This is a genomic window from Pseudomonas sp. TE24901, assembly GCF_054058375.1.
In genome coordinates this window covers 165,264-191,234 of record NZ_JBSSAF010000002.1, presented here as the reverse complement: position 1 = coordinate 191,234, position 25,971 = coordinate 165,264, and the positions used below count along the sequence as shown (strand labels likewise).

Below are 25,971 nucleotides of genomic sequence, written 5' to 3'. Positions count from 1 at the left end.
GGCGCCTTTCAGTTGATGCAGGTGCAGACTGACACACCGCATTCGCGAGCAAGCCCGCTCCCACAATTAGATCGATTTACATCCGGCACAACTCGGTTGCCTTCTTTTAACCGCGTTGCGCTTCTGCCTCTTCATGGGCATGGCGCAGCCGTTCACGGCTGTTGGTCAAATGCAAACGCATGGCCGCTCGTGCCGCGTCCGAATCCTGGCGGGCAATCGCCTCGTAGATCTCTTCGTGCTCGCGGCTCAGGCGGCCCATGTAGTGCTGCTGGTCATCATGGGCCAGGCGTGCCGAGTTCAAACGCGTGCGCGGAATAATGCTGGTGCCCAGGTGGGTCATGATGTCGGTGAAGTAACGGTTACCCGTGGACAGGGCAATTTCCAGGTGAAATGCAAAGTCAGAGGCCACCGCATCGCCGGCGTGGGCCGCGCTTTCATTCAACGCATCGAGCGCTGCACGCATGGCCGCCAGTTGCTCATCACTGCGACGTAACGCAGCCAGACCTGCAGACTCCACTTCCAGGCTGATCCGCAGTTCCAGGATCGCCAACACATCACGCAGCGTCACCACCGTGGCCGGGTCGATCCGAAAGCCGCTCGGGCTCGGCGTATCCAACACAAACGTGCCGATACCGTGACGGGTTTCCACCTGCCCCGCCGCCTGCAATCGCGAGATCGCTTCGCGCACCACCGTACGACTGACGCCATGGGCATCCATGATCGCCGACTCGGTGGGCAGTTTATCGCCACGCTTGAGCTGGCCGTCGCGGATCTGCTCGGACAACACCGTGACCAATTCCTGGGCAAGGCTACGGCGCTTGCGGGGAAGACGAGGGGCGGTGTTGGCGTTTTCCATGATGAATCATCTTTCTCGGTGAGCTTGAGCACGCATCATAGCCCATGGTGGTTGTACGATCACCGTCCGGGCGCGACTTTCATCTATATCCTTCGCGCAAAAAAATGCCCCGACACAGGTCGAGGCATTCTTTCAGTGCTCCCCCGAGGGAAAGCCCGTTACTTCACCACTTTCAGGCTCGGCCGGCCGCTTGGGCGCGGTGGCTCGGCATCCGGTGGCGGCAGGTCATCACCGTCTTCGCTTTCGATCGATTCGTCGTCCTCGAAAGGCGACTCCAGATCAAACACCATGCCCTGGCCATTTTCCCGGGCGTAGATCCCGAGGATGGCACCAATAGGCACGAACAGCGTATGCGGCACGCCGCCGAAACGCCCTTCGAAGCTCACGGCTTCGTTGTCCATGTGCAGGTGTCGCACAGCACTGGGTGACACGTTCAGGACGATCTGTCCGTCACTGGCAAACCCCTGCGGTACCTGAACCGCAGGGAATTCGGAATTGACCAGCATGTGCGGGGTGCAATCGTTGTCCACAATCCACTCATAGAGCGCGCGGACCAAGTAGGGTCGACTGGAGTTCATCAGCGGCTCCTTAAGCCTTAGCGCATATCGCGTTCGACGCCAGACAGACTCGCCTGGAAAGCCTCACGCGCAAACTGGCGCTCCATGTAATCAAGCAGCGGCTTGGCAGGCCGCGGCAGTTCAATACCGAGAATCGGCAAACGCCAGAGTATCGGTAATAGGCAGCAATCCACCAAACTTTGTTCCTCGCTGAGGAAAAAAGGTTTATCGGCGAACAACGGCGAAACGCCGGTCAGACTTTCGCGCAATTCCTTACGCGCCTGCACGCGGACCGCTTCTTTTGTACGCGAATCCAGAATCACATCCACCAGCCCGCACCAGTCACGCTGGATCCGATGGATCAGCAGGCGGCTGTTGGCACGCGCCACCGGGTACACCGGCAGCAAAGGCGGATGCGGGTAACGCTCATCCAGGTATTCCATCACCACGGTCGACTCCCACAACGCCAGGTCACGATCGACCAGGGTGGGCAAGCTGCCGTAAGGGTTCACTTCGATCAGTTTTGGCGGCTGACGGCCCGCCTCCACACTGATGATCTCGGCGCTGACACCCTTCTCCGCGAGCACGATACGCACTCGGTGGGAATAGTGGTCGGCGGGGTCGGAGTAACAGGCCAACCGATTGGTCACGCCCATGGCGGTCCTCCTCGCTTGTTGAAATTATCGAAAGCTCAAAAACGAGCGCGCCCAGAGAGCATCTCTGTATCGCCTGGTACAACCAGAGCGCTACGTGTTCAGAGATGCCGCTGGGCGCGCAAGATTAACAGCAATTGCTTACGGTTGGATCAATGCACATCCTTCCAGTATTCGCGTTTGAGCAGATAGGCGAATACGAAGAAGAAGGCCAGGTACAGCAGCACATAAGTGCCGATGCGCTGGTGCTGCAGTTTGACCGGGTTGGCAGAGTACGCCAGGAAGGTCACGAGGTTCTTGACCGTCTCGTCGAACTGCGCCTCGGTCTGGGCACCGGGGGTCTCAATCTTCAGCTGATCGCACGCTTCATGGGTCAACGGCGTGCCGGTCAGTGGATCGTATTGCTTCTTGCCGTCTTCAACGACCTGGATCTGCTTGCATCCTACCACTTGCTTGCCTTGCAGGCCGACCAGAACGTTCGGCATGCCGACGTTCGGGAACACGCGGTTGTTGGCACCCAGCGGGCGTGCCGGGTCGTCGTAGAAGGACTTCAGGTAGCCGTAGAGCCAGTCGGTGCCACGTACACGGGCGACCAGGGTCAGGTCGGGCGGCGCAGCGCCGAACCAGACCTTGGCGTCAGCCGGCTGCATGCCGATGCTCATGTGGTCGCCGATCTTGGCACCGGTGAACACCAGTTTTTGCAGCATCACGTCGTGGGGGATCCCCAGGTCGTCGGCCACACGCTCATAACGCTGGAACTTGGCGCTGTGGCAGCCCATGCAATAGTTGGCGAACGTCCGTGCGCCGTCTTGCATGGCCGCTTTGTCAGACACGTCGATGTCGACTTTTTCCAGCTCCGGGCCACCGTGCTCGGCAGCGAAGGACAGTAGCGGCAGGGCCGCAAGCATCAATGCAACGAATAATTTTTTCATCAGCCAGTCACCCTTTCCGGAACCGGTTTGGTCTTCTCTAGCCGGGTGTAGAACGGCATCAGAATGAAGTAGGCGAAGTACAGGAAGGTGCAGACCTGCGACAGCAACGTACGCTCAGGGGTGGGCGCCAATACGCCCAAGATACCCAGGATCACGAACGCGATGCAGAACACCCACAGCCAGATCTTGCTCAGCCAGCCTTTGTAGCGCATGGATTTGACCGGGCTGCGGTCGAGCCATGGCAACACGAACAGCAGCGCGATCGAGGCGCCCATCGCCATCACGCCCATGAGCTTGTCGGGGATCGCCCGCAAGATGGCGTAGAACGGCGTGAAGTACCAGACCGGGGCAATGTGCTCAGGTGTCTTGAAGGCGTTGGCCTGTTCGAAGTTGGGTTTCTCCAGGAAATAACCGCCCATCTCCGGGAAAAAGAACACGATCGAGCAGAAGATGAACAGGAACACCACCACGCCGACAATGTCTTTCACGGTGTAGTACGGGTGGAACGGAATGCCGTCCAGCGGTACGCCGTTTTCGTCTTTGTGCTTCTTGATGTCCACGCCATCGGGGTTGTTGGAACCCACTTCGTGCAGCGCAAGGATGTGCAGCACCACCAGACCCAGGATCACGATCGGCAGGGCCACAACGTGCAACGCGAAGAAGCGGTTCAGGGTAATGCCGGAGATCAGGTAGTCACCGCGGATCCATTGGGTCAGGTCGTTGCCAATCACGGGGATCGCACCGAACAGCGAGATGATCACCTGGGCACCCCAGTACGACATCTGGCCCCACGGCAGCAGGTAACCCATGAAGGCTTCGGCCATCAGCGCCAGGTAGATCAGCATGCCGAAGACCCACACCAGCTCGCGGGGCTTCTGGTACGAACCGTAGAGCAGGCCACGGAACATGTGCAGGTAGACAACGATGAAGAACGCCGAGGCGCCGGTGGAGTGCAACAGGCGCAGGATCGAGCCGTACTCGACGTCACGCATGATGTATTCGACGGACGCAAACGCTTCTTCCGCCGATGGCGTGTAGCTCATGGTCAGCCAGACGCCGGTGACGATCTGGTTGACCAGCACCAGCAGGGCCAGGGAGCCGAAGAAGTAGAAGAAGTTGAAGTTTTTAGGCGCGTAGTACTTGCTGAGATGGTCTTCCCACATTTTGGTCGCAGGGAAGCGCGCATCCACCCAATCCATGAACTTGCTCATCAGGCCTTCTCCCCCTGGTCGACGCCAATGATAACGATGCTGTCCGTCTCGTATTGGTGCGGCGGAACGGGCAGGTTCAAAGGTGCGGGTTGTGACTTGTAGACGCGACCGGCCAGGTCGTAGTGGGAACCGTGGCAGGGGCAGAAGTAGCCACCGACCCAGTCCTTGCCAAGGTCGGCAGGAGCAACTTCCGGGCGGAAGGTAGGCGAGCAGCCCAAGTGGGTGCAGATACCGATCAGCAGCAGGATCTCTGGCTTGATCGAACGGATTTCCTTATCGACGTAGGCGGGTTGGTCGGAATTCTTCGAGTCGGGATCAGAGAGCTGACCCTCGATTTTCTTGAGATTTCCCAGGATTTCCTCGGTACGACGAACAATGAAGACCGGCTGGCCGCGCCATTCAGCAATCATCTGCTGGCCTGGCTCGATTTTGCTGATATTCACCTTCACCGGTGCACCCGCGGCTTTCGCCTTGGCACTGGGAAACCATGACCCCACGAACGGGACCGCAGCCCCCACCGCTCCTGCAGCACCCACCACGGATGTGGCTGCTACCAAGAAGCGACGCCGGCCTGCATTCACGCCGTCATTGCTCATTCAGTCCTCTCCCATCAGCTTTTTGGCCTGTTAAATCAGGCGTCTACTAAGTATTGAATCTTTGCTTATAAAAATTTTGTCGGATGGTAATGAAAAGCCCCACGTATGACAAGGGAATTGCCCGGGGCTCCGCCCTCAGGCCTTGTAGTATAGGGGGTCTACGGATGTGGCAAGTTGTCACGCGCAAATTTGTGCATAAATCGCAGGCAATAAAAAACGCCCAGCTCCGTGAGGAGGCTGGGCGTTTTTGTGGAACGTAAAGCGAATTAACGCTTCGAGTACTGCGGACGCTTACGCGCTTTACGCAGACCGACTTTCTTACGTTCAACTTCACGGGCATCGCGAGTCACGAAGCCAGCTTTGCGCAGAGCGCTACGCAGGGTTTCGTCGTAGCTCATCAGTGCGCGAGTGATACCGTGGCGGATTGCGCCAGCTTGACCACTTACACCGCCACCGATAACGGTGACGTAGATGTCGAACTTTTCAACGGTCTCGGTCAGTTCCAGCGGCTGACGAACTACCATGCGGGCAGTTTCGCGGCCGAAGAAGTTGTCCAGGGAGCGGTTGTTGATCGAGATGTTACCAGTGCCCGGACGCAGGAAAACGCGTGCGGTTGCGGTTTTGCGACGGCCAGTGCCGTAATTTTGAGTCGCCGACATAATGAACTATTCCGTTAAAACTTCAGTTCTTGGGGCTGCTGAGCAGCATGAGGGTGTACAGCGCCCGCATAGACTTTCAGCTTGCGAAACATATCGCGACCCAGTGGGCCCTTAGGCAGCATGCCTTTGACCGCGATTTCGATCGGGGCTTCAGGCTTCTTGGCAATCAGGCCTTCGAAGTTGGAAGACTTGATACCGCCTGGGAAACCGGAGTGACGGTAGTACATTTTGTCGCTTGCTTTGTTGCCGGTTACACGAACCTGCTCAGCGTTGATGATGACGATGTAGTCACCGGTATCAACGTGCGGGGTGTACTCAGGCTTGTGCTTGCCACGCAGACGGCTGGCGACTTCAGTGGCCAGACGACCCAGGGTCTGACCAGCGGCGTCGACGACAAACCAGTCGCGCTGAACTGTTTCCGGTTTTGCAGTAAAAGTTGTCATTCTTTAATAGCCTCAGGGGCCGCCTGTAAATTTAGACGGCGGATCTTACTGAATAGTGCGTACTTTGACAAGGTCAAAGGCAGCCGGATACAGACGCTATCGGGGGCTCGGGTCGGCGCGTCCGTTCAACGGCAAGATTCTTCGGCAGGCGGCGCATCACTTCCACTGCAGAAAGAGGTGGGCAATTATGCAGATTGCCAAAAAAAATTCAACCTGCTTTTATGATTGTTTTCCCCGAAGGAGTACCCGATGGATTATCGACAGCTGGGCCGTACGGATCTGAACGTGAGCGCGATAGCCTTGGGCACCATGACCTGGGGCGAGCAGAACAGCGAGGCAGAGGCCTTCGCACAGATCGAGCGGGCCAAGGCCGCGGGGATCAACTTCCTCGACACCGCCGAAATGTACCCGGTGCCGCCCAAGGCCGACACCTATGCCACCACCGAACGCTACATCGGTAACTACTTCAAAAGCCGCGGCGACCGTGCCGACTGGGTCCTGGCCAGCAAGATTGCCGGCCCCGGCAACACCATCGACTACATCCGCGACGGCCACCTGCGCCATAACCGCAAGCACATCGTCGAAGCCCTGGATGCCAGCCTCAAGCGCCTGCAGACCGACTGGATCGACCTCTATCAGCTGCACTGGCCGGAGCGCAGCACCAACTTCTTCGGCCAACTGAGCTACAAGCACAAGGACGAAGACAACCTCACCCCACTGGAAGAAACCCTTGAGGTGCTGGACGAGCAGGTCAAGGCCGGCAAGATCCGCCACATCGGCCTGTCCAACGAAACCCCGTGGGGCACCATGAAATTCCTGGCCCTGGCCGAAGCTCGTGGCTGGACCCGCGCCGTGTCGATCCAGAACCCCTACAACCTGCTCAACCGCAGCTTTGAAGTGGGCCTGGCGGAAGTCGCCATTCGTGAACAGTGCGGCCTGCTGGCCTACTCGCCCCTGGCGTTCGGCATGCTCAGCGGCAAGTACGAGAACGGCGCACGCCCGGCCAAGGCACGCCTGACCGAATACAGCCGCTTCAGCCGCTACTTCAACCCGCAGTCGGAAGCGGCCTGCAGCCGTTATGTGGCACTGGCGCGGGAACATGGGCTGGACCCGGCGCAGATGGCGTTGGCGTTTGTGACGCAGCAACCTTTTGTGACCAGCAACATCATTGGCGCCACGTCGCTTGAGCAACTGGACAGCAACATTGCCAGTGCCGACCTGAAATTGTCGAAAGAGGTGTTGGAGGGGATTGAGGCGATTCAGAAGGATCATCCGAACCCTGCGCCTTGATTGATCTTTAAGCCGCCATCGCAGGCAAGCCAGCTCCCACATTTGAATGTATTCACAGTTCAAAATGTGGGAGCTGGCTTGCCTGCGATGAGGCCCTCAGCAACACCAAAAAAATCAAAGCGCCCGCGCAATAATCTCTTTCATGATCTCATTGGTCCCCGCATAAATCCGCTGCACCCGCGCATCCGCCCACGCCCGCGCAATCGGGTATTCCCACATGAAGCCGTAACCACCGTGCAACTGCACGCACTCATCGAGCACCTTGCATTGCAAATCCGTGGCCCAGTATTTGGCCATCGCCGCCGTGGGCACATCCAGCTTGCCCTCCAGGTGCAACGCGATGCACTTGTCCACAAACACACGCCCGATCTGAATCTCGGTGGCCATCTCCGCCAGCTTGAACCGGGTGTTCTGAAAATCGGCAATCGCCTTGCCAAACGCCTTGCGCTCGCGGGTGTACTCCAGCGTCCATGCCAGGGCCGCCTCGGCTGAAGACACGGCACCAATCGCCACGGTCAGCCGTTCCTGGGGCAACTCCTGCATCAAGTACGCGAAGCCCATGCCGGCCTGGCCCAGCAGGTTTTCCTTGGGCACTCGCACGTCCTGGAAGAACAGCTCTGAGGTGTCCTGGGCTTTCATGCCCACCTTTTCCAGGCGCTTGCCCTTGTCGAAGCCTGGCGTGTCGGCCTCCACCAGGAACAGGCTGGTGCCCTTGGCACCGGCCTTGGGGTCGGTCTTGGCGACGACGATCACCAATTCGGCCAGGTAGCCATTGGTAATGAAGGTCTTGGAGCCGTTGATCACATACTCATCACCGTCCAGCACCGCGGTGGTCTTGACCCCTTGCAGGTCGGACCCGGCGCCTGGCTCGGTCATGGCAATCGCGGTGACCATCTCGCCGGAGATCAACTTGGGCAGGTATTTGTGCTTCAGCGCCTCACTGCCGTAATGCAGGATGTACGGTGCCACGATGTCCGAATGCAGGGAGAAACCGATGCCGGTCAGGCCCAGTCGGCTGATCTCTTCGATCACCACGGCGCTGTACAAAAAGTCCGCGCCCAAGCCGCCGTATTCTTCCGGCAGATGGGAACACAACATCCCCGCCTCCCCCGCCTTGCTCCACAGGCCACGGTCGATATAGCCCTGTTTTTCCCATTGCCCATGGAACGGCGCGGCGTCTTTTTCGAGGAAAGTGCGCACGCTGTCGCGGAAGAGTTCGTGCTCCGGGCTGTACAAGGTTCTGGGAATCATGGGTCACCTGCGTGGATTGTCGGACAAGGACGAGCCCACAGAGACTATGCCGCGAAAGCATCACGGGACACTGGACACATGCGACAAAAAATAAGACGATCCAGCCGTCTGGTGACCACTTTCCCCTATAAGAATAAATGAAATTATGTCTAACCAAATCTCCACGCCCCTGCGGCGCGTCAGCATTTTGGCCATTGATCGGGTATTCGCTTCCACCCTCATGCAAGCCAAGGATTTCTTCCACCTCGCCAGCCTGCGTTACGGCAAGCAACAAGGCCTGGGCCTTACCCCCGCATTCGAAACGCGCCTGGTCAGCCCCGACGGGCAATCGGTACGCAGCTTCAGCAACGTGATCATGCCGGTGGACGGCGGCCTGGAAAACGCCGACATCATCGTATTGCCGGCCTTCTGGGATGATTTCGACGCGCTGTGCGCACGCTACCCTCAAGTGCTGCCGTGGCTGCGTGAACAACACGCCCGTGGCGCCGTACTCTGCGGCGAAGCCACCGGGGTGTTCTGGCTGGCTGAGGCCGGCCTGCTCGATGGCAAGGAAGCGACCACCTACTGGCGTTTTTTCAACGCCTTCAGCGAGCGTTTCCCCCGAGTCCAGCTCAATCAGGACAAGCACCTCACCGACGCCGACAACCTGTATTGCGCCGGCGGCACCACGTCGGCGTGCGACCTTTATATCTACCTGATCGAACGCTTCTGCGGCGCCAACATCGCCCAGGCCGTGGCCCGCGACATCCTTTACGAAGTGCAACGCAGCTACTCACCAGGACGCATCGGGTTTGGCGGGCAGAAGCTGCACCAGGACGTGATCATCCTGCAGATCCAGCACTGGCTCGAAGAGCACTTTGCCGACAAGTTCCGCTTCGAAGACGTGGCCCGGGAACACGGCATGAGCATCCGCAACTTCATGCGCCGCTTCCAGACCGCCACCGGTGACAAGCCATTGCACTACCTGCAACGCCTGCGCATCGAGACGGCCAAGGGCCTACTCTCGGGCAGCCGCAAGAGCATCAAGACCATCAGTTATGAGGTGGGTTACGACGATGCGAGTTTCTTTGCGCGGTTGTTCAGGCAGCACACGGAACTGTCACCGAACCAGTATCGGCAACAGTTCCAGCAGGCCGCATAAGAAAGGTTGACGCAGTAAACAATGTGGGAGCGGGCTTGCTCGCGAATGCGTTGGATCAGTCACCATTTCCAGTGCCTGACACTCCGTATTCGCGAGCAAGCCCGCTCCCACATTTGATCTACAGCGTTCTTAGGGCTTGTGACCGCGCGACAGGAACTCGTGGGACTGCATTTCCAGCAAGCGGCTCAGCGTACGTTGGAACTCGAAGTTCAAGCGACCACCGGTGTACAGGTCCTTGAGCTCAACTTCCGCCGAAATGATCAGCTTCACGTTGCGGTCGTAGAACTCGTCGACCATGTTGATGAAACGGCGTGCAATGTCGTCGGTGGTGACGCTCATCTGCTCCACGCCACTCAGGATCACCGCGTGGAAGATCTTGCCCAGCTCGATGTAGTCGTTCTGGCTGCGCGGGCCGTCGCAGAGGGCGCGGAAGTCGAACCAGGCCACGTCATCACAGGTGCGCAAGGCGATGATTTCGCGGTTCTCGATCATCAGCTTGTCGTTTTCCACCGCCTGGGTGCATTCCGGTGTCAGCGCACGGAAGCTTTTTTTCAGGCTCTCGTGGGCCGCTTCGTTCAGCGGGAAATGGAACAGCTCCGCTTGCTCCAGATGGCGCAGGCGGTAGTCGACGCCGCTGTCGACGTTGACGATCTCGGTGTTCTGCTTGATCAGCGCAATGGCGGGCAGGAAGCGCGCACGTTGCAGGCCGTCCTTGTACAAACCGTCGGGCACGATGTTCGAGGTGGCAACCAGGGTCACGCCGTTCTTGAACAGCTCTTCCATCAGGGTGCCGAGGATCATGGCATCGGTGATGTCGGAGACGAAGAATTCATCGAAGCAGATCACCCGTGCTTCTTCGGAGAAACGCTTGGCGATGATGGTCAGCGGGTTCTTCTCACCCGGCAGGGTCTTCATTTCTTCGTGCACGCGCTTCATGAAGCGGTGGAAGTGCGTCCGGACCTTTTCCTTGAACGGCAGCGCTTCGAAGAAGGTGTCTACCAGGTAAGTCTTGCCCCGGCCGACGCCGCCCCAGAAGTACAAGCCTTTGACCGGCGTGTGGTCTTTCTTGCCAAACAGCTTGCTGAACATCCCTGGCTTGCTTTGCGAGGCGGCGAGCAGGTCGTCGTACAGGCGCTGCAAATGGCGCACCGCATTTTCCTGGGCCGCGTCATGGAAGAATTCAGGGCGTTTCAGATCAGCTTGATATCGTTCTAGGGGCGTCATAATTTCGTTAGCAAGGCAACAAAAACGGGCCGTCACTGTAACGACGGCCCTGGATAATGGCAATCAACCCTTGGTCGGGTTAATCCTCGATAGGGGTCAACGCAACGCGCAAGGCGTCGATGGCCGCATCGCGCGACGCTTCGTCGGCGAACTCGGCACTGTCGGCCACCGCAGCGCCGTCCAGCCATACGCTGAAGCCCTGGGCTTCGTTGCGTACGTCCAGGGCGTCGCCACTTTGCAGCTGCTTGGTCACCGCGCCAGCGGCTTTACCGTCGGCAAAGTTGCGCGACAGCAGCAGTTGTTCGCCATCGGCGGCCAGCAGACGGAAGCGGAAGCTGCCGTCAGCTTCACGGAAGCTCACGAAGCGCGCCGCTTTCGCAGCTTTCTTCTTGGCCGCCACCGGCGCTGCCGCTTGATTGACGAACGAGCGCAAGCCCACCGCTTCACGCAACTCAGCCAGGAACGGCGCCGCCACGGCACGGGCTTTCTTGGCACCGATCAGCAGCAGGTCTTCCATGTCGGACGGGCGCGACATCAATTGATGGTAACGCTCGCGGGCTTCACCCAGCTGGCCGTCGAGCAGTTGGAACAGGCGGTTCTTCGCCTCGCCCCAGCCCAGACCTTGCAGCAATTCAGCGCGGAACTCTTCTTCCTGAGCCTTGCTGGCAAACGCCTGGTACAAGGTGAACAGGTGCGAGTTGTCCGGGTCTTTGGCTTCGCCCGGCGCGCGGGAGTCGGTGACGATGCGCGAGATGGCGTCTTTCATGTCCTTGGCGCTGGTGAACAACGGGATGGTGTTGTCGTAGCTCTTGGACATCTTGCGGCCATCCAGGCCCGGCAAGGTGGCGACGCTTTCTTCGATCAGCGCCTCGGGCATGGTGAAGAATTCTTTACCGTTGCCGAACAGGTGGTTGAAGCGCTGGCCGATGTCGCGGGCCATTTCCACGTGCTGGATCTGGTCGCGACCGACCGGCACCTTGTGCGCGTTGAACATCAGGATGTCCGCCGCCATCAACACCGGGTAGCTGTACAGGCCCATGCTGATGCCCGCATCCGGGTCTTCGCCGGCTTCCACGTTCTTGTCCACCGAGGCTTTGTACGCATGGGCGCGGTTGAGCAGGCCCTTGGCGGCCACGCAGGTGAGCAGCCAGGTCAGCTCGGGGATTTCCGGGATGTCCGACTGGCGATAGAACGTCACCCGGTTCACATCCAGGCCACCGGCCAACCAGGTCGCAGCGATTTCCATACGCGAGCGCTGGATGCGCTGCGGGTCATCGCACTTGATCAGGGCGTGGTAGTCCGCCAGGAAGTAGAAGGAGTCGGCATTGGCATCCTGGCTGGCAAGGATCGCCGGGCGGATCGCGCCAGCGTAGTTGCCCAGGTGCGGCGTGCCGGTGGTGGTGATGCCGGTGAGGATACGGGTACGAGTCGTCATGGGTAATCGCTTATCAGACTGCTATCAATTCGAGAGGCGCGGCAGCACCAGATCCTTCAGATCGGTGAGCTTGCCGTGAAAAAAGTGCCCGCATTCTGCCACTTTCAGCAGCTCATGGGGGCGTTTCAGGGCGGCGGACCAGTCGTAGACGGTCTGCGGGTCGACCACTTCGTCGGTTTCCGGCTGGATCAGGGTCAGCGGGCAGCCCTGTGGCAGCACGTCGGTATCACGCAGGCGCATCACCGCCGCGGCCACCATGAACAGGTGCGCGAGTTGTTCGCCCTTGGCTTCCAGGCGTCCGCCGAGGCTGGCCGCCACATAGCCGCCGAAGGAGAAACCGAGCAAGGTGATCGGCAAATCCGGGTGTTTTTCCCGCAGCCAGGTGGCGGCCGCTTCGGCGTCATCCACTTCACCGGTGCTCATGTCGTGAGTGCCGGCACTGGCGCCGACGCCACGGTAATTGAAACGCAATGTAATCAAACCGGCATCGCGGGCGGTGCGTTGCAGGGTCGAAACGACTTTATTGAGCATGGTCCCACCCTGCACCGGATTGGGGTGGCAGATCAGCGCCAGGCCACGTGGCTCGGGGTGATCCAGGTACAGGGCTTCCAATTGGCCCACCGGGCCATCGATCAAAACGGGGGTTTCACGCATGAGCAAGGAATGAACTCCGTGACCTCTCAAAGGGTCGACTCGTCTAGCTAAAAGTCTGTGCATGGCATCATTGCGAGCTTAATCGCGGTATACAGCGCAGGTCCGAGCCGTTAACGTAAAGCAAAGCCGTTTATAGAGGAAGGACTCGTGGAACACTCGCTCTTAGTTTGGTTGTTGCCGACTCTTGCCCTGGTTGCCGGTGTCGCCATTGGTTTCCTGGTTGCTCGCTTGCTGCCCAATGCCGCGCCTAACCGCACGCAGCGTCAGCTGGATGACATCCAGGAACGTTTTGACAGTTATCAGAACGAGGTTGTTACCCACTTCAACAGCACCGCGACCCTGGTCAAGAAACTCACCCAGAGCTACCAGGAAGTACAGGATCACCTCGCCGATGGTGCCAACCGCCTGGCCCTCGACGACATCACCCGTCAGCGCCTGCTGGCCGCGTTGCATTCCGATGCACCGCAAACCCCACGGGAGCGCCTGACCCCACCCCGGGAAAACCAGGAGCCGCCACGGGACTACGCGCCAAAAACGCCGAACGCCCCAGGCATGCTGGATGAGCATTACGGCTTGAAGAAGTAACTTCTCTTCACGCACAAATAAGCCCGGCTGATCGATGATCAGCCGGGCTTTTTGTTACCTGCTCATTCTCAAGAACACTGGAAACCCAACGTGGGAGCGGGCTTGCTCGCGAATGCGTTGTGTCAGTCACAGCAACTACAACTGACACAACGCATTCGCGAGCAAGCCCGCTCCCACAGTTTTGACCGCATGCGGCCTTAAGCCACGGGTTGCTCCCGCAACAACCCGCTCTCGATCCGCACATGCCGCCCATGAAAGCGCTTTAGGCTGCTGCGATGGCCGACGCTGACGATGCTCAGCCCCGGCAACTCATCGATCAACGCCTGGTACAACGTCGCCTCGTCCTCTTCATCCATGGCCGAGGTGGCTTCGTCCATGTACAGCCATTGCGGTGCGAACAACAACGCGCGGGCAAACGCCAGGCGCTGCTGCTCACCCGGCGAGAGCATGCGCTGCCAGTGATTGGCTTCGTCCAGGCGCGCCACCAGATGCGGCAGGCGACAGGTCTCCAGCACCTGTGCATAACGTTCGGCCGGGTAGAGGGTGTCCTCCTGTGGATAACTCAACACCGCCTTCAGCGTGCCAATCGGCAGGTAGGGCTTTTGCGGCAGGAACAGGTAGCGCGCCGCCGGCAGGCGAATGCTGCCGTGGCCTGCGGGCCATAAATGCCCCATCGCCCGCAGCAACGTACTTTTGCCACTGCCGGAACGACCACTGAGCATCACGCGCTGGCCCGGCTCCACCGTCATATCGGCATGGGTGAGCAAATGGCGGCCGTCGGCCAGGTCCATGCCCAGGTCTTGCACCACCAGGCGCTCGCCTTCCGGGCGCACGTCGATGGCCGGCGCGCGCTGCTCGTTCTCGCTCATGGCCTGATGGAAACTCAGCAAACGATCACTGGTGGCGCGCCACGACGCCAACTCCGAATACGCGCTGATAAACCAACTGAAGTTCTCTTGTACATTGCCGAAGGCCGAGTTGATTTGCATCAGCTCGCCCAGCTCGATCTTGCCGGTGAAGTAGCGCGGCGCGGCGACGATGAACGGGAAGATGATTGCGATCTGGCTGTAGCCGGCGGTGAAGAACGTCAGGCGCTTGGACACTTTCATGATGTCCCAGAAGTTGTGCCAGACCTTGCCGAAACGTGCGCTCAGGCGCTGGTTTTCATTCGGCTCGCCGTTGTACAGCGCAATACTTTCGGCGTTCTCACGCACGCGCACCATGGAGAAACGCAGGTCCGCTTCGAAACGTTGTTGTTGGTTGCTCAAGCCGATCAAGCGACGGCCGATCAAGTGCGTCAGCCAACTGCCGACGGCGGCATACAACAGCGCGCACCAGAACATGTAGCCGGGGATGGTGATGCCAAACACTTCGATGCTGCCCGACACGCCCCACAGGATGATGGAGAACGACACCAGGCTGACCACGTTACGCAGCAACCCGAGGCCCAGGCTCAAGGTGCTGGAAGTGAAGTTATTGAGGTCTTCGGAAATCCGCTGGTCCGGGTTATCGGTGTAGCCGCCCTGCTCCAGCTGGTAGTAGTTCTTGTCGGCGAGCCACCGCGCGAAGTGTTTCTCGGTGAGCCAGGCACGCCAGCGGATGGTCAGCATCTGGGTCAGGTACAAGCGATACACCGCGCCCAGAATCGCCACGGCGGCGATCCCGCCGAAATAGCCGATCAGTTGCCAGAAGGCATCGGTGTCCTTTTTCTCCAGAGCGTTGTAGAAATCCTTGTACCAGTGGTTGATCCACACGGAGATCGCCACGCTGAACAGCGACAGGCCAATCACCGCCGCCAGCAACAACCAGGCCTTGCCCTTCTCTTCGCTGCGCCAATACGGTGTGATCATCGCCCAGGTTCGGCGGAAGAATTGCCCACGCACCGCGTCGTTGACCGCGGAATACTCAGCGTTATGGTTCATTGTTCAGGCTCGGTCGAAAAAAAATGAATGACACCGGTTCGATCATAGTGGATCAGCCCGATAGGCCACGCGGTCTGAAACATATCGTTCAGTCAACGTTCAGTTCATGAATTTTATTTAATGTTTGCCCTCCCTACTCGGTCGGACCGCGCAGGAAAAGACTGCACATACAAGGCCAGGAACTTAAGCGCCAATTTCACCAACTTACCGGCTCAGCATTCAATATGCACCTAGCCAGGACGGCACTTCAGAGAATATGAAAGCATGCCGAGATCCCAGAGCGTCCCCTTCGTTTCCTTTTTCCCAACCGCCTCGCACTACGCAACCACGAGAACGCCGCAGCCGATAACCGACGTACGGGAGAAAAAGCCGAGTTCACCGGGGCGCCCTACTGACGTTTATCACACGCAATTGCCGCACAGCAGCGAGGACGTGCAGCGCTATATAAAGAACAATGTGAGCAGCCTGTTGACGCCTGCGCAGGAAGTTTCAAAATTGATCGCACGTGCCCTGCACAAAAAATTCGGCATGACGATCAACCCTGACACAACCTATATCGTCACCACTAACTACGACCTTTCCAAAGGCAAACCACGTGACGGCAAGATGCTCAACAGCATCAGTCTTACTGATGCAGCGCTTACCAACATGCGCACCCTCAACACCGACGACAACACGCTCTCATCTGCCCAAAAAACCAACAAAAAAGTGCTGGATATCATTGGCAAATTCTCGGTCGTTGGCGGCCTCCTTAATTTATTTAGAGCCCCCTCGCCCCCCAGCCTGCCCAATCCTGACAACATGTTTGAATACGTCGTGGGGAGTATTGCGAACCAAAAAACACCATCACCGGATCTATCCTCAAAACTCCCGTTTGCCCCCCAAGCGTTCCGTGATCTCGTTTGGAATACGGAACTCGCCGCCCCGTATAAAAAGTATCTGGACAGTTTCTGGCGGTCCCATGAAACCACCTACCAGCAATTGAGCAAGATCGCGTTTGCCCAAGCCGCCCATACACAGGCGCAGGAAGGCAGCCTGAGTGAACAGGATGCACACCTGGCAATGCGGGCTGCCGGGCTTGCACCGGGCAAGCCCTGGCTGGAAACCAGTATGAAAAACCTGGAGGCCACCTATGCCAAGGATCCAAAACTTGAGATCGGCCTGCTGTCTGTCAACGGTGATAAGTCCACCGACTTGATGTATGTCATCGACAAAACAGTCCGGCAGGACGCCAATGGCAAAGACATAAAGGCCACCCTGCTGCATATTCCCGGTAACGCCTCCCCCATCCACCGGTTTGACAGCCCCGAAGAGATGAAAACCTGGGTCGCGGATCAAGCGGCTGACCCGAAAAAGCGCGCGGCCTTGCGCGCTCACTTCAAAAAATCCGATCAGGACGACAAGTATTTTTCCGACGGTGTGGACCAATCCCTGAAAGGCCTCGGTGGCTGGACCGAGGCCCATAAACCAGACCCCCTGGGTTTCACATCACCCAATGGTTGGGACCCCCAACGCTATATCACGCTGGAGCCCATCGAGGGCTGCCCCTTCAACACCATTACCCTAAACCAGAAAGAGCGCTCCTACGCTGACGCCAATCACGACATTACCACCGACTCCGACGTCAACAAGGCAACCTTATTAAGGGTTACGGAGGCGGCAACCGCCACGGCCCTGATGCTGACCCCCCTGGCATTTCTGATGCCGGAGATTGGCTTGGCACTGGACGTCCTTTACGCCGGCGCAGGTCTCATGGAAACAGGTATTGGCATTGATGACCTGGCCCACGGTAAATCGGCCGGGACAGACCGGATCGTGTTTGGCTTACTCAATGCGGCCCCCGGGATCGCAGGCGGAGCATCCAGGCTGGGCAAAGGCGCAGAGACCGTCGAAATAGCGTTTGCGGACAACGTTGCCGAACCCACTCCCGACAGCCTTATGCCGCTAGCTGAAGAGCACACACCCTGGGAAACGTTCAACCGCTTACGCCCGCAAGCGTCGGGCAATATCAGCGCCTATGCCGTTACAGATGGCGAAAGGCTTATCGACGGTATACCACGCAACGCCAATCACATTTATCAGGTTCCCGGTGCTGACGGAATGGACCGCTGGCTGATCAAACATACCGATCATTCTGCGATCGTACACATCTATGAAATCAAATCGACGTTCAAACTTAGCGATGGCTATGTAGAGATTATTGACCCTGCTTCCAGGCAATCCGTCATGACGGTGCATTTGAATACCGCCGGCGAGTGGGTACGGTTTGAAGGCGCCGGAGGAATGAAGTTTCCATGGCAGCGCAGCCAGCCCTCTGCAAAAGCACAGCTTAACGAGGCGATTGCAAACATTAACCGGGACAGTAGTTCATTCAGCGAGGCCGAGACCACGCAAATACAGGATGATTTATCCAACCTGATCCGGGCGTCCAAAGCGGAGCTCTCTGAAAGCCTGAATGAATATACCGAAGCGGGATCGGACGAAATAAACAGTGAACTGCGCCGTCAGCCGGATGAGCGTCAATACTCTGAACAACTGCAAGCGTTCCTGGCGGATTTCGACAGCCAAGCGGATTACACCGGTAAAGCCTATCGCTACGCCTATGTCACTGCCGATGGCGAAGCCGCATTGAAAAACGGAGTGGGGAAAGTGTTCAGAGACGCAGCTGTTCAATCAGCCTCCACCCAAGCCTTCAATGCAAAGAGTTGGGGAGCCTGGGCGAAAAACGCTTCAGGCGCTTCGAATAACAAGCCCGTGGTCTATGTGTTCGACGAATCAGTTCCGAAAAAGAACCTGTCCAGCAGCTTCTTATTTGACCATGTGGCCGTCGAGCCGGAAGCCTCATTGGAGGTCAAAGCGACAAAAACACAAGACGGGGTTTTATACGTGTACTTGGAGTCCCCGGCAAAAATGCCAGATCAACGCTACAACCTGTTCGACGGCAGTGTTGCGCGCCCGTACTAAGCAGCCGACACCCATGGGACGGTATCGGCTGTGGTCGCGCAAAAGGCACTAGCCGATACCGTTCAGCGGCGTACCGGACGCTTTTGCAGTTTGCGCTGCAAAGTGCGGCGATGCATACCAAGGGCCCGGGCGGTGGCGGAGATATTGCCTTCGTGCTCGGTCAGCACGCGCTGGATGTGTTCCCACTGCAGGCGGTCCACCGACATCGGGTTTTCCGGCACCAGGGTGTCGAGGTCGGCGTGCTCGGAGAGCAAGGCAGCGAGCACGTCATCGGCGTCGGCCGGCTTGCACAGGTAGTTGCAGGCGCCACGCTTGATCGCCTCGACGGCCGTGGCAATGCTGGAATAACCGGTGAGGATCACCACGCGCATTTCCGGGTCGAGTTCCAGCAATTTGGGCAGTAGTACCAGGCCTGAGTCGCCGTCCATCTTCAGGTCGAGCGCGGCGTAGTCCGGCAGGTCGGCCTGGGCGATGGTCAGGCCTTCTTCGGCAGAACCTGCGGTGCTTACGCGAAAACCGCGACGGCTCATGGCGCGCGCCATCACCCGGGTAAAGGTGGCGTCGTCATCTACCAGCAGCAGGTGCGGCAGTTCTTCGCCTTCGACTTGGATCTCGTCACTCATCGATATCTCCTCGTGCGACACGGGGCAGGCGCAGCTCGGTGAGCGTGCCGCCTTCCTCATGACTATAGAGCTTCACTGAGCCGCCCGCGCGGGTCACGCTGGCCTTGCTCAAGAACAGGCCCAGGCCGAAGCCTTTGCCCTTGGTGGTAAAGAAGGGTTTGCCGATCTGCTCGGCAATGGCCAGCGGCACGCCCGCGCCGTGGTCACGAATACTGATGGTGACGTTTTCCGCGTCCCAATCCAGTTGTACACCCAACCCTTCGGGGCAAGCGTCGGCTGCATTGTTCAGCAGGTTGAGCAATGCCTGGGTCAGGTCGGGCGGCGGTGCCATGCGCGGCACAGTGCCCTGCCCTAATAGATGAAAACGATAGCTGGCTTCGGGGCGCATCAGGTGCCAGCGGTTCAGGGCCTCGTCGAGCCACTGGGTCACGTCCTGCATCTCCACCGCCAGGCGGCGATTGGCTTCGGCGGCGCGCACCAGTTGCTGCAAGGTCTGCTTGCACTGCTTGACCTGTTCGCGCAGCACGCCGAGGTCCTCTTGCAACACAGGGTCGTGATGGTCCTGGGTCATTTCGTTGAGCAACACGCTCATGGTCGCCAGCGGTGTGCCCAGTTCATGAGCAGCGCCGGCAGCCTGAGTGGCGACGGCCAACAGTTGCTGGTCGCGCAGGCCCTCTTCGCGGCGGATGGCGCGCAATTCTTCCTGGCGGCGCAGCTCTTCAGCCATGCGCGCGGCAAAGAAGGTGATGACCGCGGCAGATAGGGCAAAGCTCAGCCACATCCCGTAGATCTGCAGGTTTTCCCGGGCGATGGGGAAAGTTTGCAGTGGGTAGAAGCGTGCCAGCAACAGGGTGTACAGCGTCAGGGCAATGCCCGACAGCACCACCGAATAGCGCCACGGCAACGTCACGGCGGCGATGGTCAGGGGCACCAGGTAATAGGAGACGAACGGGTTGGTGGAGCCACCGGAGAAATATAGCAACACACTGTGGATAAACAGGTCGCAGGCCAACTGCAGGGCGTACTCCAGCTCGGTGACCGGCCAGGTGGTGCGCAACCGGATCGCGGTAAACACACAAAGCACGATGGAGAAACCCAGGGTCACGCCCAGTTGCAGCCATGGCAGCGGCAACAGGTCGAACCAATAGGCAAGCCCGACGGAACCGGCCTGTGCGGCCAGCACCAGGGTGCGGATGAACGTCAGGCGCCAGAGGTTCTGGCGGGTGGCGGAAGTCAGTTTTACGGCGGCGAGCATGAGCTCTCCCGGTGAGCGCTGCAGGCGGATCGGCAGGAGTATAAACGAAGCAGGCCCCCTGCCACGGCCTGTGTGGCTCTTTGACGCAGGCCGGGCAAATGACCGTTCGTCGGCACCGCCACAACTTGTAGGTAATGTGTAAACCCGAAGAACCCGATGTCACCGTCTACAGTCATACCGAACACGCACACCCCCAAGGAGCTTCCATGTCTCGTTTCACTCGCAGTGCAGCCGTTATCACCCTCGGCGTCGCCACCCTTGCCAGCCTCCCCGCCCTGGCCGCCGAAGGCCTGAACTACAACCAGATTTCCCTGCGCGCCGAGGTCAGCCAGGAGGTTGCCCGCGACAAGATGATCGTGACCCTCTACACCGAATCCCAGAACAGCGACCCGGCCAAGCTCGCCGCTGAAATCACCAACACCCTGAACAAGGCTCTTGGCGAAGCCCGCGAAGTCAAAGGCGTGACCCTGCGCCAGGGCAGCCGCAACAGCTACCCGATCTACGACAACAAGAACCAGAAGATCACCGGCTGGCGTGAGCGCGCCGAACTGCGCCTGGAAAGCGCGGACTTCCCGGCGCTGTCCAAGCTCACCGGCGAATTGCTGAACACCCTGAAAATGGAAAACATGGACTTCGCCATCGCCGACGCCACGCGCAAGGCCAGCGAAGATGCGCTGCTCAAAGACGCCGTCGCCGCCTTCAAGGCCCGCGCGCAACTGGCAACCGACGCGCTAGGCGGCAAGGGTTACAAGATCGTCAACCTGAACTTCAACACCAACGGCTACCCGATGCCCTACGCGCGCAATGGCGGGATGATGATGAAAGCCGCCATGGCCGATTCGGCGCCCACGCCTGAAGTGGAAGCCGGCACCAGCCAGGTCAATATGAGTGCCGATGGTGTGATTGAAGTACTGCAATAAACGTTTCTAGGTATCAACGAAAACGGCGCGGCCTCAGGTACGCGCCGTTTTTTTTGGAGTAGCGCGCCAACCGCAAACATGAGGGGTAACAGACGAAGGGGAACGCCTGCAAACACATATCCCACACAAGTATCGGAATCTTAAACGGCGAGGGATACGCATAACTGCTCCAGAGATCGATACCCGATGATAACAACTACGCACAACACCCCTGCTTTCCAACCACTCCAAGTCAATAATCGTACCCAGCCGCCACAAGCAGCTGCTGAACTGCCACGCAAAAAAAGCCCAAAACGACGCAACCATCACCAACCGTTGATCCCGGGGCTGCCTTACAACCCTGCCGTAGACCGCTATGTCGGCCGTGCTACCGAGGGTTTCAAGACAGCCAGCCAAAGCACATCAGAAATCATACGGGCCGAACTGAAAAAGCGCTGGGGCAAGGACATTGACCCGGACAATACCTTCATCACCACCTTCAACTACGACCCCAAGCTGCGAAAACCGCCTGGGGGGAAAGTCTTGAACCAAATCAGCCTGACCGACGCCGCATTGCACAACATGCGCCACAAGAACAAACACAATGAGCACCAGACGGCCGACGAAAAAGCGCAGTCGACCTTGCACAAATGGATCAATAGGCTCGCGCCCCTGGCCGCGGCGCCCATCGCCATCTACAACATCGTCCACAAGCTCAACGAACCCAAGACCTATGAGGGCATATTTGTCGGCCCCCAACCCGGTGGTCGCCAGGTCTACAACTCGACCACCCAACTTGCGCAAACGCCCGCCACCTTTCGCGACATCGTGTGGAACACCGAACTGAGCAAACCCTACGCCGAGTTCCTCAACGGTTTTTGGTCAGCGCATGAGCAAAAGTACGCCCAACTGAGCAAGGCCGCCTTCGTCGGCGCCGCCCTGGCGCAATTCGACAACGACAGCCTCAGCGAAAGCGACGTGAGCCTGGCCATGCGCGCAGCAGGCCTGCCAACAGACAAAACCTGGTCGGGCATGACCCTCAACGACCTGGACGCCGCCACACAAAAAGACCCTAACGTAGAAACCGGCCTGCTGAAGATCAATGGCTTCAAGTCCACGGATTTGATGTACATCACCGACAAGCAGACCAAAACCACCCTGCTGCACATCCCCGGCAACTCGTCGCCGATTCATCGTTTCGACAGCCAGGAGCAGATGAAGAACTGGCTGGCCGAGCAAGCCGCCGACCCTGTGAAACGCGAAGCCTTGTCGATGCATTTTCCACTGCGCGATCAAGCCGACCGGACACTGTCCGAGGGCGTCAACCAAACCCTGGTAGGCCTCAGCGGGTGGCCGAAAAAGGATGCATCGGATGCCGGTGTGCTGGAGCGACTGAACCAGTACAACCCGCAAACCTTCATCACGACCGAGCCTCTCGACGAAGACCCGTTCAAGGCCATGACCACGCGGCAAAAAGAACGCTCCTATGCCGATGCAGAAACCCAAATCACCACCGACGGTGACGTCACTAAGACAACGATCCTGGAGGCACTGGAAACAGCGACCAAGGTTGCCGTGCTGATGACTCCACTGGCCTTGGTCATGCCCGAAGTGGCGGCTGCCCTTGAGGTGTTTTACCTGGCCTCCGGCGCGGCTGAAGTCGGGATCGGCGCGGACAATATCAAGCATGGCAAACCGGGTGGTACTGACCAAGTAGTGTTCGGCGTATTGAATGCACTGCCGGCTGTGGCCGGGGGCGCGGGCAGAGTGGTCAAGGGGCTTGAAACGGGAGGAGTCGCGACGGGTAAAGTCGTGGATGAAGCCGCCGAGACACCCGTGATAAAACCTGTTGAGTCGCCCCCCAAGGGCCCGGTTGGCGTTGAGCCCGTAGTTGATCGCATCCTCCCGTCGCAGTCGTCGGACATCAGTGCTAACGCCGTGCCCAATGGCGAGCAATTGATTGAAGGTGCTACCCGCAATTCAAAAGGTATATACCAGGTCAAAAACGGTACTGGCGCGGACCGGTGGCTTATTCGCTACAACCACGCGACCGGCCAACCAAAGGTGTATGAAATTCGCAGTGACTTCAAACTGCGCGACGACTATGTACAGATCATTGACCCTGAGACACGCAAGCCGGTGATGACCGTGCACTCTACCGCCGACGGTGAGTGGGCCCGCGAGATTGGCCAGGGGGGCGCGCGCAAGTGGCCATGGCAGCGAACGCCGTCGCCAACCCCGAGTGACGAGTTGAAGTCACCACCAAAACTTTCAGACCTGTTCGTGGAAGGTGACGGATCAAAAATGGAGGGCACAGCGCCCTTGGACGATTACTTCGAGTTCGACAAAAACACGGACTACGTACTGTCCTCGGTCGGCTATGAAGAAAACGCCGTCATCAAGAAACGCCTGTATGTTTCCTGGACCCTCGAGGAAAAAAATTATGCCGTACTACCCGCTGAGAAGGCAGGTCCCTCCGACTATGGTTCAAATGATTACTCACACAACTTCATCAACGACATCAATCGTGATCGCTACACGGTAGAAATAAACGTTTCCGGCAAAAAAACGCAGCACCCCCTGACCAGTGCGGCGAAGAGTGAGCCTGACATAAAAACGGACAAGATTAATCAACTCGAACAGCTCATTCCAGCCCCCGAACTGCGCACCCTCATTTCCGAGGTTGCGCACCAGGGATCGATGGAGCCCGCGATGAAACACTTTCTGGGTTACAGCCTGAGTAATGGGGACTTGAAAAAAGGAATACTGATCAATGACACCTTCATCGCGAATGATGTTTCGAAGTACCACATCGAATATGACCCAGCGAACAACGTCACGCGCGTGACTTCCGCTGGCGAATATCGTCTCAGCCGCCCGAATGAAGGAAAGTTGGGCAATGTAAAAATAACCATCAACAGAACATTCACTATTCATCACACTGGCAATGTGGAGACCCCCTATGTCCTCGACAAGAACGCACCGACCAAAATAGAAGTTGCAGTTACCCCCTCTTAATTATTGATGACCGATGAGGGCTAAATCAGAGAGCTCTATCGGCCCCTGTCAGATAAACGCGAACGGCGGTAACCTCGGTTCCGCCGTTTTCGTTTGGACGGCTTTTATAAGCCTGCCACTTCAGGGGTCTCCATGGAAAGAATCGCCTTCAAACCGCTCCTCCTGGCTGCAGGCCTGCTGGCTTTCATGCCGATGGCCCACGCGGCCACTGCCCTGGTCTACTGCTCCGAAGCCAGCCCTGCCGGTTTCGACCCCAGCCAGTACACCAGCGGCACCGATTTTGATGCTTCCGCCGAAACCGTGTTCAACCGCCTGACCCAGTTCAAGCGCGGCGGTACCGAAGTCGAACCTGGCCTGGCCACGCGCTGGGACATTTCCAAAGACGGCCTGACCTACACCTTCCACCTGCGCGATGGCGTCAAGTTCCACACCACCGATTTCTTCACCCCTACCCGCGACTTCAACGCGGATGACGTGTTGTTTACCTTCAATCGCCTGCTGGACGCCGAGAGTCCGTTCCGCAAGGCGTACCCGTCCGAGTCGCCGTACTTTACCGACATGGGCTTGAACACCACGATCAAGAACATCGAAAAACTCGATGACCACACCGTGCGCTTCAACCTGAACAACGTCGATGCGTCGTTCGTGCAGAACCTGGCCATGAGTTTCGCCTCGGTGCAGTCGGCCGAGTACGCCGCGCAGCTATTAAAGGAAGGCAAAGCCGAGGACATCAACCAAAAACCCGTCGGCACCGGGCCGTTCGTGTTCAAGCGTTACCAGAAAGACTCGCAGATTCGCTACGCGGCCAATAAACAATATTGGAAGCCCGAGGACGTGAAGCTCGACAACCTGGTGTTCGCCATCACCCCGGACGCCGCCGCACGCCTGCAGAAACTCAAGGCCGGCGAATGCCAGGTCAGTGGTTACCCGCGCCCCTCTGACATTGAAGTAATGAAGCAGGACCCGAACCTGCGCGTGCTGCAACAGGCCGGTTTCAACCTGGGCTTCCTCGCCTACAACGTGACCCATCCGCCACTGGACCAGCTCAAGGTACGCCAGGCCCTGGACATGGCGATCGACAAGCCTGCGATCATCAAGGCCGTGTACCAGAGCGCCGGACAATTGGCGCAGAACGCCCTGCCTCCGGCGCAGTGGTCTTATGACCCCAACATCAAGGATGCGCCCTACGACCCGACCAAGGCACGGGCGCTACTAAAAGAAGCAGGGGTTGCACCTGGTACCACCATCAACCTCTGGGCGATGACCGTGCAGCGTGCCTCCAACCCGAACGCGCGGATGTCGGCACAAATGATCCAGCAGGATTGGGAGAAGGTCGGCATCAAAGCCAACATCGTCAGCTATGAGTGGGGCGAATACATCAAGCGCGCCAAGAATGGCGAGCACGATGCAATGATTTATGGCTGGACCGGTGACAATGGCGACCCCGACAACTGGCTCGGCGTGCTCTACAGTTGTGCCGCGGTCAAGGGCAGCAACTACGCCAAATGGTGTAACCCGGCCTACGACAAACTGGTGCAGCAGGCTAAGGTCAGCAACGACCGTGACCAGCGCATCAAGTGGTATCAACAGGCGCAGAAAATCCTTAAGGAACAAGTACCTATAACACCTATTGCGAACTCGACGGTTTTCCAGCCACTTCGCAAGGAAGTACGCGACTTCAAAATCAGCCCGTTTGGCCTGACGCCCTTCTACGGCGTGAGTCTAGATAAGTAACAGCAACGCCCCAACCGAGTGCGCTAGACGCCTCGGTTGGTCTTTTTTGGTGCGTCTCGTGCACCGAAA

At 58.5% G+C, this 25,971-nt stretch carries 22 protein-coding genes; 7 read left to right on the top strand and 15 right to left on the bottom strand.

Annotation, left to right across the window (positions count from 1 at the left end; all coding sequences use genetic code 11):
• Positions 1 to 106: 106 nt before the first annotated feature.
• From ACVWVP_RS04565 to rplM, 8 genes are all read right to left on the bottom strand, one after another.
• Entirely contained in the window at positions 107 to 856 is a 750-nt protein-coding gene (locus tag ACVWVP_RS04565) for a FadR/GntR family transcriptional regulator (RefSeq protein WP_016976230.1), read from the bottom strand.
• A 158-nt stretch (positions 857 to 1,014) separates the two neighbouring features.
• Positions 1,015 to 1,434, bottom strand: a complete 420-nt coding sequence (locus ACVWVP_RS04560; RefSeq protein ID WP_176995101.1) for a ClpXP protease specificity-enhancing factor — start codon at positions 1,432 to 1,434, stop codon at positions 1,015 to 1,017.
• 17 nt (positions 1,435 to 1,451) lie between these two features.
• Entirely contained in the window at positions 1,452 to 2,069 is a 618-nt protein-coding gene (locus ACVWVP_RS04555) for a glutathione S-transferase N-terminal domain-containing protein (protein ID WP_016971566.1), read from the bottom strand.
• 149 nt (positions 2,070 to 2,218) lie between these two features.
• Positions 2,219 to 2,998, bottom strand: coding sequence for a cytochrome c1 (locus ACVWVP_RS04550; protein ID WP_176995103.1), 780 nt, complete (start codon positions 2,996 to 2,998; stop codon positions 2,219 to 2,221).
• Complete coding sequence (locus ACVWVP_RS04545) at positions 2,998 to 4,209, bottom strand: cytochrome b (protein WP_178922669.1); 1,212 nt, start codon at positions 4,207 to 4,209, stop codon at positions 2,998 to 3,000. The genes ACVWVP_RS04550 and ACVWVP_RS04545 overlap by 1 nt, the downstream gene beginning before the upstream one ends.
• On the bottom strand, positions 4,209 to 4,805 hold the full coding sequence (gene petA / locus ACVWVP_RS04540) for a ubiquinol-cytochrome c reductase iron-sulfur subunit (RefSeq protein WP_122720920.1): 597 nt from the start codon (positions 4,803 to 4,805) through the stop codon (positions 4,209 to 4,211). Before petA ends, ACVWVP_RS04545 begins: the two co-directional genes overlap by 1 nt.
• A 266-nt stretch (positions 4,806 to 5,071) precedes the next feature.
• Positions 5,072 to 5,464 carry a 30S ribosomal protein S9 gene (gene rpsI, locus ACVWVP_RS04535; RefSeq protein WP_016971570.1) on the bottom strand — a complete coding sequence of 131 codons (393 nt, stop codon included), beginning with the start codon at positions 5,462 to 5,464 and terminating at the stop codon, positions 5,072 to 5,074.
• Between the two features lie 14 nt (positions 5,465 to 5,478).
• A complete protein-coding gene (rplM, locus tag ACVWVP_RS04530; protein WP_003188508.1) occupies positions 5,479 to 5,907 on the bottom strand; it encodes a 50S ribosomal protein L13 in 429 nt (142 codons plus the stop codon).
• A gap of 249 nt (positions 5,908 to 6,156) precedes the next feature.
• Between rplM and ACVWVP_RS04525 the strand changes: the two genes are divergently transcribed.
• Positions 6,157 to 7,197 (top strand): NADP(H)-dependent aldo-keto reductase, encoded by a 1,041-nt coding sequence (locus ACVWVP_RS04525; protein WP_176995105.1) that lies wholly within the window; start codon positions 6,157 to 6,159, stop codon positions 7,195 to 7,197.
• 114 nt (positions 7,198 to 7,311) lie between these two features.
• Here ACVWVP_RS04525 and ACVWVP_RS04520 read toward each other — a convergent pair whose 3' ends face one another.
• Entirely contained in the window at positions 7,312 to 8,448 is a 1,137-nt protein-coding gene (locus tag ACVWVP_RS04520; protein WP_176995106.1) for an acyl-CoA dehydrogenase family protein, read from the bottom strand.
• Positions 8,449 to 8,668: 220 nt separating this feature from the next.
• On the opposite strand from ACVWVP_RS04520, the gene ACVWVP_RS04515 reads away from it, so the two are divergent.
• Positions 8,669 to 9,589: a GlxA family transcriptional regulator gene (locus tag ACVWVP_RS04515; RefSeq protein WP_259172028.1), complete on the top strand. Its 921-nt coding sequence runs from the start codon at positions 8,669 to 8,671 to the stop codon at positions 9,587 to 9,589.
• A 129-nt stretch (positions 9,590 to 9,718) separates the two neighbouring features.
• Here the strand turns inward: ACVWVP_RS04515 and zapE are convergent, their stop codons facing one another.
• The 3 genes from zapE to ACVWVP_RS04500 form a co-directional block, all read right to left on the bottom strand.
• Entirely contained in the window at positions 9,719 to 10,813 is a 1,095-nt protein-coding gene (zapE, locus tag ACVWVP_RS04510) for a cell division protein ZapE (RefSeq protein WP_457404546.1), read from the bottom strand.
• 79 nt (positions 10,814 to 10,892) lie between these two features.
• The gene (locus ACVWVP_RS04505) at positions 10,893 to 12,248 is read right to left on the bottom strand and encodes a tryptophan--tRNA ligase (protein ID WP_457404545.1); all 1,356 of its coding nucleotides are present in this window, start codon (positions 12,246 to 12,248) and stop codon (positions 10,893 to 10,895) included.
• Positions 12,249 to 12,272: 24 nt separating this feature from the next.
• Entirely contained in the window at positions 12,273 to 12,902 is a 630-nt protein-coding gene (locus ACVWVP_RS04500; RefSeq protein ID WP_176995109.1) for an alpha/beta hydrolase, read from the bottom strand.
• A 147-nt stretch (positions 12,903 to 13,049) separates the two neighbouring features.
• Here ACVWVP_RS04500 and ACVWVP_RS04495 point away from each other — a divergent pair, with 147 nt between their 5' ends.
• Entirely contained in the window at positions 13,050 to 13,487 is a 438-nt protein-coding gene (locus tag ACVWVP_RS04495) for a YhcB family protein (RefSeq protein ID WP_003171734.1), read from the top strand.
• 197 nt (positions 13,488 to 13,684) lie between these two features.
• On the opposite strand, the gene ACVWVP_RS04490 is transcribed toward ACVWVP_RS04495, so the two are convergent.
• The gene (locus ACVWVP_RS04490) at positions 13,685 to 15,409 is read right to left on the bottom strand and encodes an ABC transporter ATP-binding protein/permease (RefSeq protein ID WP_457404544.1); all 1,725 of its coding nucleotides are present in this window, start codon (positions 15,407 to 15,409) and stop codon (positions 13,685 to 13,687) included.
• 264 nt (positions 15,410 to 15,673) lie between these two features.
• On the opposite strand from ACVWVP_RS04490, the gene ACVWVP_RS04485 reads away from it, so the two are divergent.
• The gene (locus ACVWVP_RS04485; protein ID WP_457404543.1) at positions 15,674 to 18,373 is read left to right on the top strand and encodes a dermonecrotic toxin domain-containing protein; all 2,700 of its coding nucleotides are present in this window, start codon (positions 15,674 to 15,676) and stop codon (positions 18,371 to 18,373) included.
• A gap of 62 nt (positions 18,374 to 18,435) precedes the next feature.
• Here ACVWVP_RS04485 and ACVWVP_RS04480 read toward each other — a convergent pair whose 3' ends face one another.
• Positions 18,436 to 18,996: a response regulator transcription factor gene (locus tag ACVWVP_RS04480; protein WP_003171731.1), complete on the bottom strand. Its 561-nt coding sequence runs from the start codon at positions 18,994 to 18,996 to the stop codon at positions 18,436 to 18,438.
• A complete protein-coding gene (locus ACVWVP_RS04475; protein WP_176995111.1) occupies positions 18,989 to 20,251 on the bottom strand; it encodes an ATP-binding protein in 1,263 nt (420 codons plus the stop codon). The genes ACVWVP_RS04480 and ACVWVP_RS04475 overlap by 8 nt, the downstream gene beginning before the upstream one ends.
• 206 nt (positions 20,252 to 20,457) lie before the next feature.
• Here ACVWVP_RS04475 and ACVWVP_RS04470 point away from each other — a divergent pair, with 206 nt between their 5' ends.
• The 3 genes from ACVWVP_RS04470 (at position 20,458) to ACVWVP_RS04460 (ending at position 25,902) form a co-directional block, all read left to right on the top strand.
• Entirely contained in the window at positions 20,458 to 21,171 is a 714-nt protein-coding gene (locus tag ACVWVP_RS04470; RefSeq protein ID WP_178919089.1) for an SIMPL domain-containing protein, read from the top strand.
• Between the two features lie 186 nt (positions 21,172 to 21,357).
• Positions 21,358 to 24,168 carry a dermonecrotic toxin domain-containing protein gene (locus ACVWVP_RS04465; protein ID WP_457404542.1) on the top strand — a complete coding sequence of 937 codons (2,811 nt, stop codon included), beginning with the start codon at positions 21,358 to 21,360 and terminating at the stop codon, positions 24,166 to 24,168.
• Between the two features lie 132 nt (positions 24,169 to 24,300).
• A complete protein-coding gene (locus ACVWVP_RS04460) occupies positions 24,301 to 25,902 on the top strand; it encodes an ABC transporter substrate-binding protein (RefSeq protein WP_178919093.1) in 1,602 nt (533 codons plus the stop codon).
• The last annotated feature ends 69 nt before the right edge of the window (positions 25,903 to 25,971 follow it).

Coding starts and splice junctions, on each gene's coding strand:
- ACVWVP_RS04485 (WP_457404543.1), top strand. CDS start 15,674: ATGCCGAGATCCCAGAGCGTCCCCTTCGTTTCCTTTTTCCCAACCGCC.
- ACVWVP_RS04490 (WP_457404544.1), bottom strand. CDS start 15,409: ATGAACCATAACGCTGAGTATTCCGCGGTCAACGACGCGGTGCGTGGG.
- rplM (WP_003188508.1), bottom strand. CDS start 5,907: ATGACAACTTTTACTGCAAAACCGGAAACAGTTCAGCGCGACTGGTTT.
- ACVWVP_RS04475 (WP_176995111.1), bottom strand. CDS start 20,251: ATGCTCGCCGCCGTAAAACTGACTTCCGCCACCCGCCAGAACCTCTGG.
- ACVWVP_RS04550 (WP_176995103.1), bottom strand. CDS start 2,998: ATGAAAAAATTATTCGTTGCATTGATGCTTGCGGCCCTGCCGCTACTG.
- ACVWVP_RS04515 (WP_259172028.1), top strand. CDS start 8,669: ATGCAAGCCAAGGATTTCTTCCACCTCGCCAGCCTGCGTTACGGCAAG.
- rpsI (WP_016971570.1), bottom strand. CDS start 5,464: ATGTCGGCGACTCAAAATTACGGCACTGGCCGTCGCAAAACCGCAACC.
- ACVWVP_RS04520 (WP_176995106.1), bottom strand. CDS start 8,448: ATGATTCCCAGAACCTTGTACAGCCCGGAGCACGAACTCTTCCGCGAC.
- ACVWVP_RS04560 (WP_176995101.1), bottom strand. CDS start 1,434: ATGAACTCCAGTCGACCCTACTTGGTCCGCGCGCTCTATGAGTGGATT.
- ACVWVP_RS04465 (WP_457404542.1), top strand. CDS start 21,358: ATGATAACAACTACGCACAACACCCCTGCTTTCCAACCACTCCAAGTC.
- ACVWVP_RS04470 (WP_178919089.1), top strand. CDS start 20,458: ATGTCTCGTTTCACTCGCAGTGCAGCCGTTATCACCCTCGGCGTCGCC.
- ACVWVP_RS04460 (WP_178919093.1), top strand. CDS start 24,301: ATGGAAAGAATCGCCTTCAAACCGCTCCTCCTGGCTGCAGGCCTGCTG.
- zapE (WP_457404546.1), bottom strand. CDS start 10,813: ATGACGCCCCTAGAACGATATCAAGCTGATCTGAAACGCCCTGAATTC.
- ACVWVP_RS04555 (WP_016971566.1), bottom strand. CDS start 2,069: ATGGGCGTGACCAATCGGTTGGCCTGTTACTCCGACCCCGCCGACCAC.
- ACVWVP_RS04505 (WP_457404545.1), bottom strand. CDS start 12,248: ATGACGACTCGTACCCGTATCCTCACCGGCATCACCACCACCGGCACG.
- ACVWVP_RS04545 (WP_178922669.1), bottom strand. CDS start 4,209: ATGAGCAAGTTCATGGATTGGGTGGATGCGCGCTTCCCTGCGACCAAA.
- ACVWVP_RS04480 (WP_003171731.1), bottom strand. CDS start 18,996: ATGAGTGACGAGATCCAAGTCGAAGGCGAAGAACTGCCGCACCTGCTG.
- ACVWVP_RS04500 (WP_176995109.1), bottom strand. CDS start 12,902: ATGCGTGAAACCCCCGTTTTGATCGATGGCCCGGTGGGCCAATTGGAA.
- ACVWVP_RS04565 (WP_016976230.1), bottom strand. CDS start 856: ATGGAAAACGCCAACACCGCCCCTCGTCTTCCCCGCAAGCGCCGTAGC.
- petA (WP_122720920.1), bottom strand. CDS start 4,805: ATGAGCAATGACGGCGTGAATGCAGGCCGGCGTCGCTTCTTGGTAGCA.
- ACVWVP_RS04525 (WP_176995105.1), top strand. CDS start 6,157: ATGGATTATCGACAGCTGGGCCGTACGGATCTGAACGTGAGCGCGATA.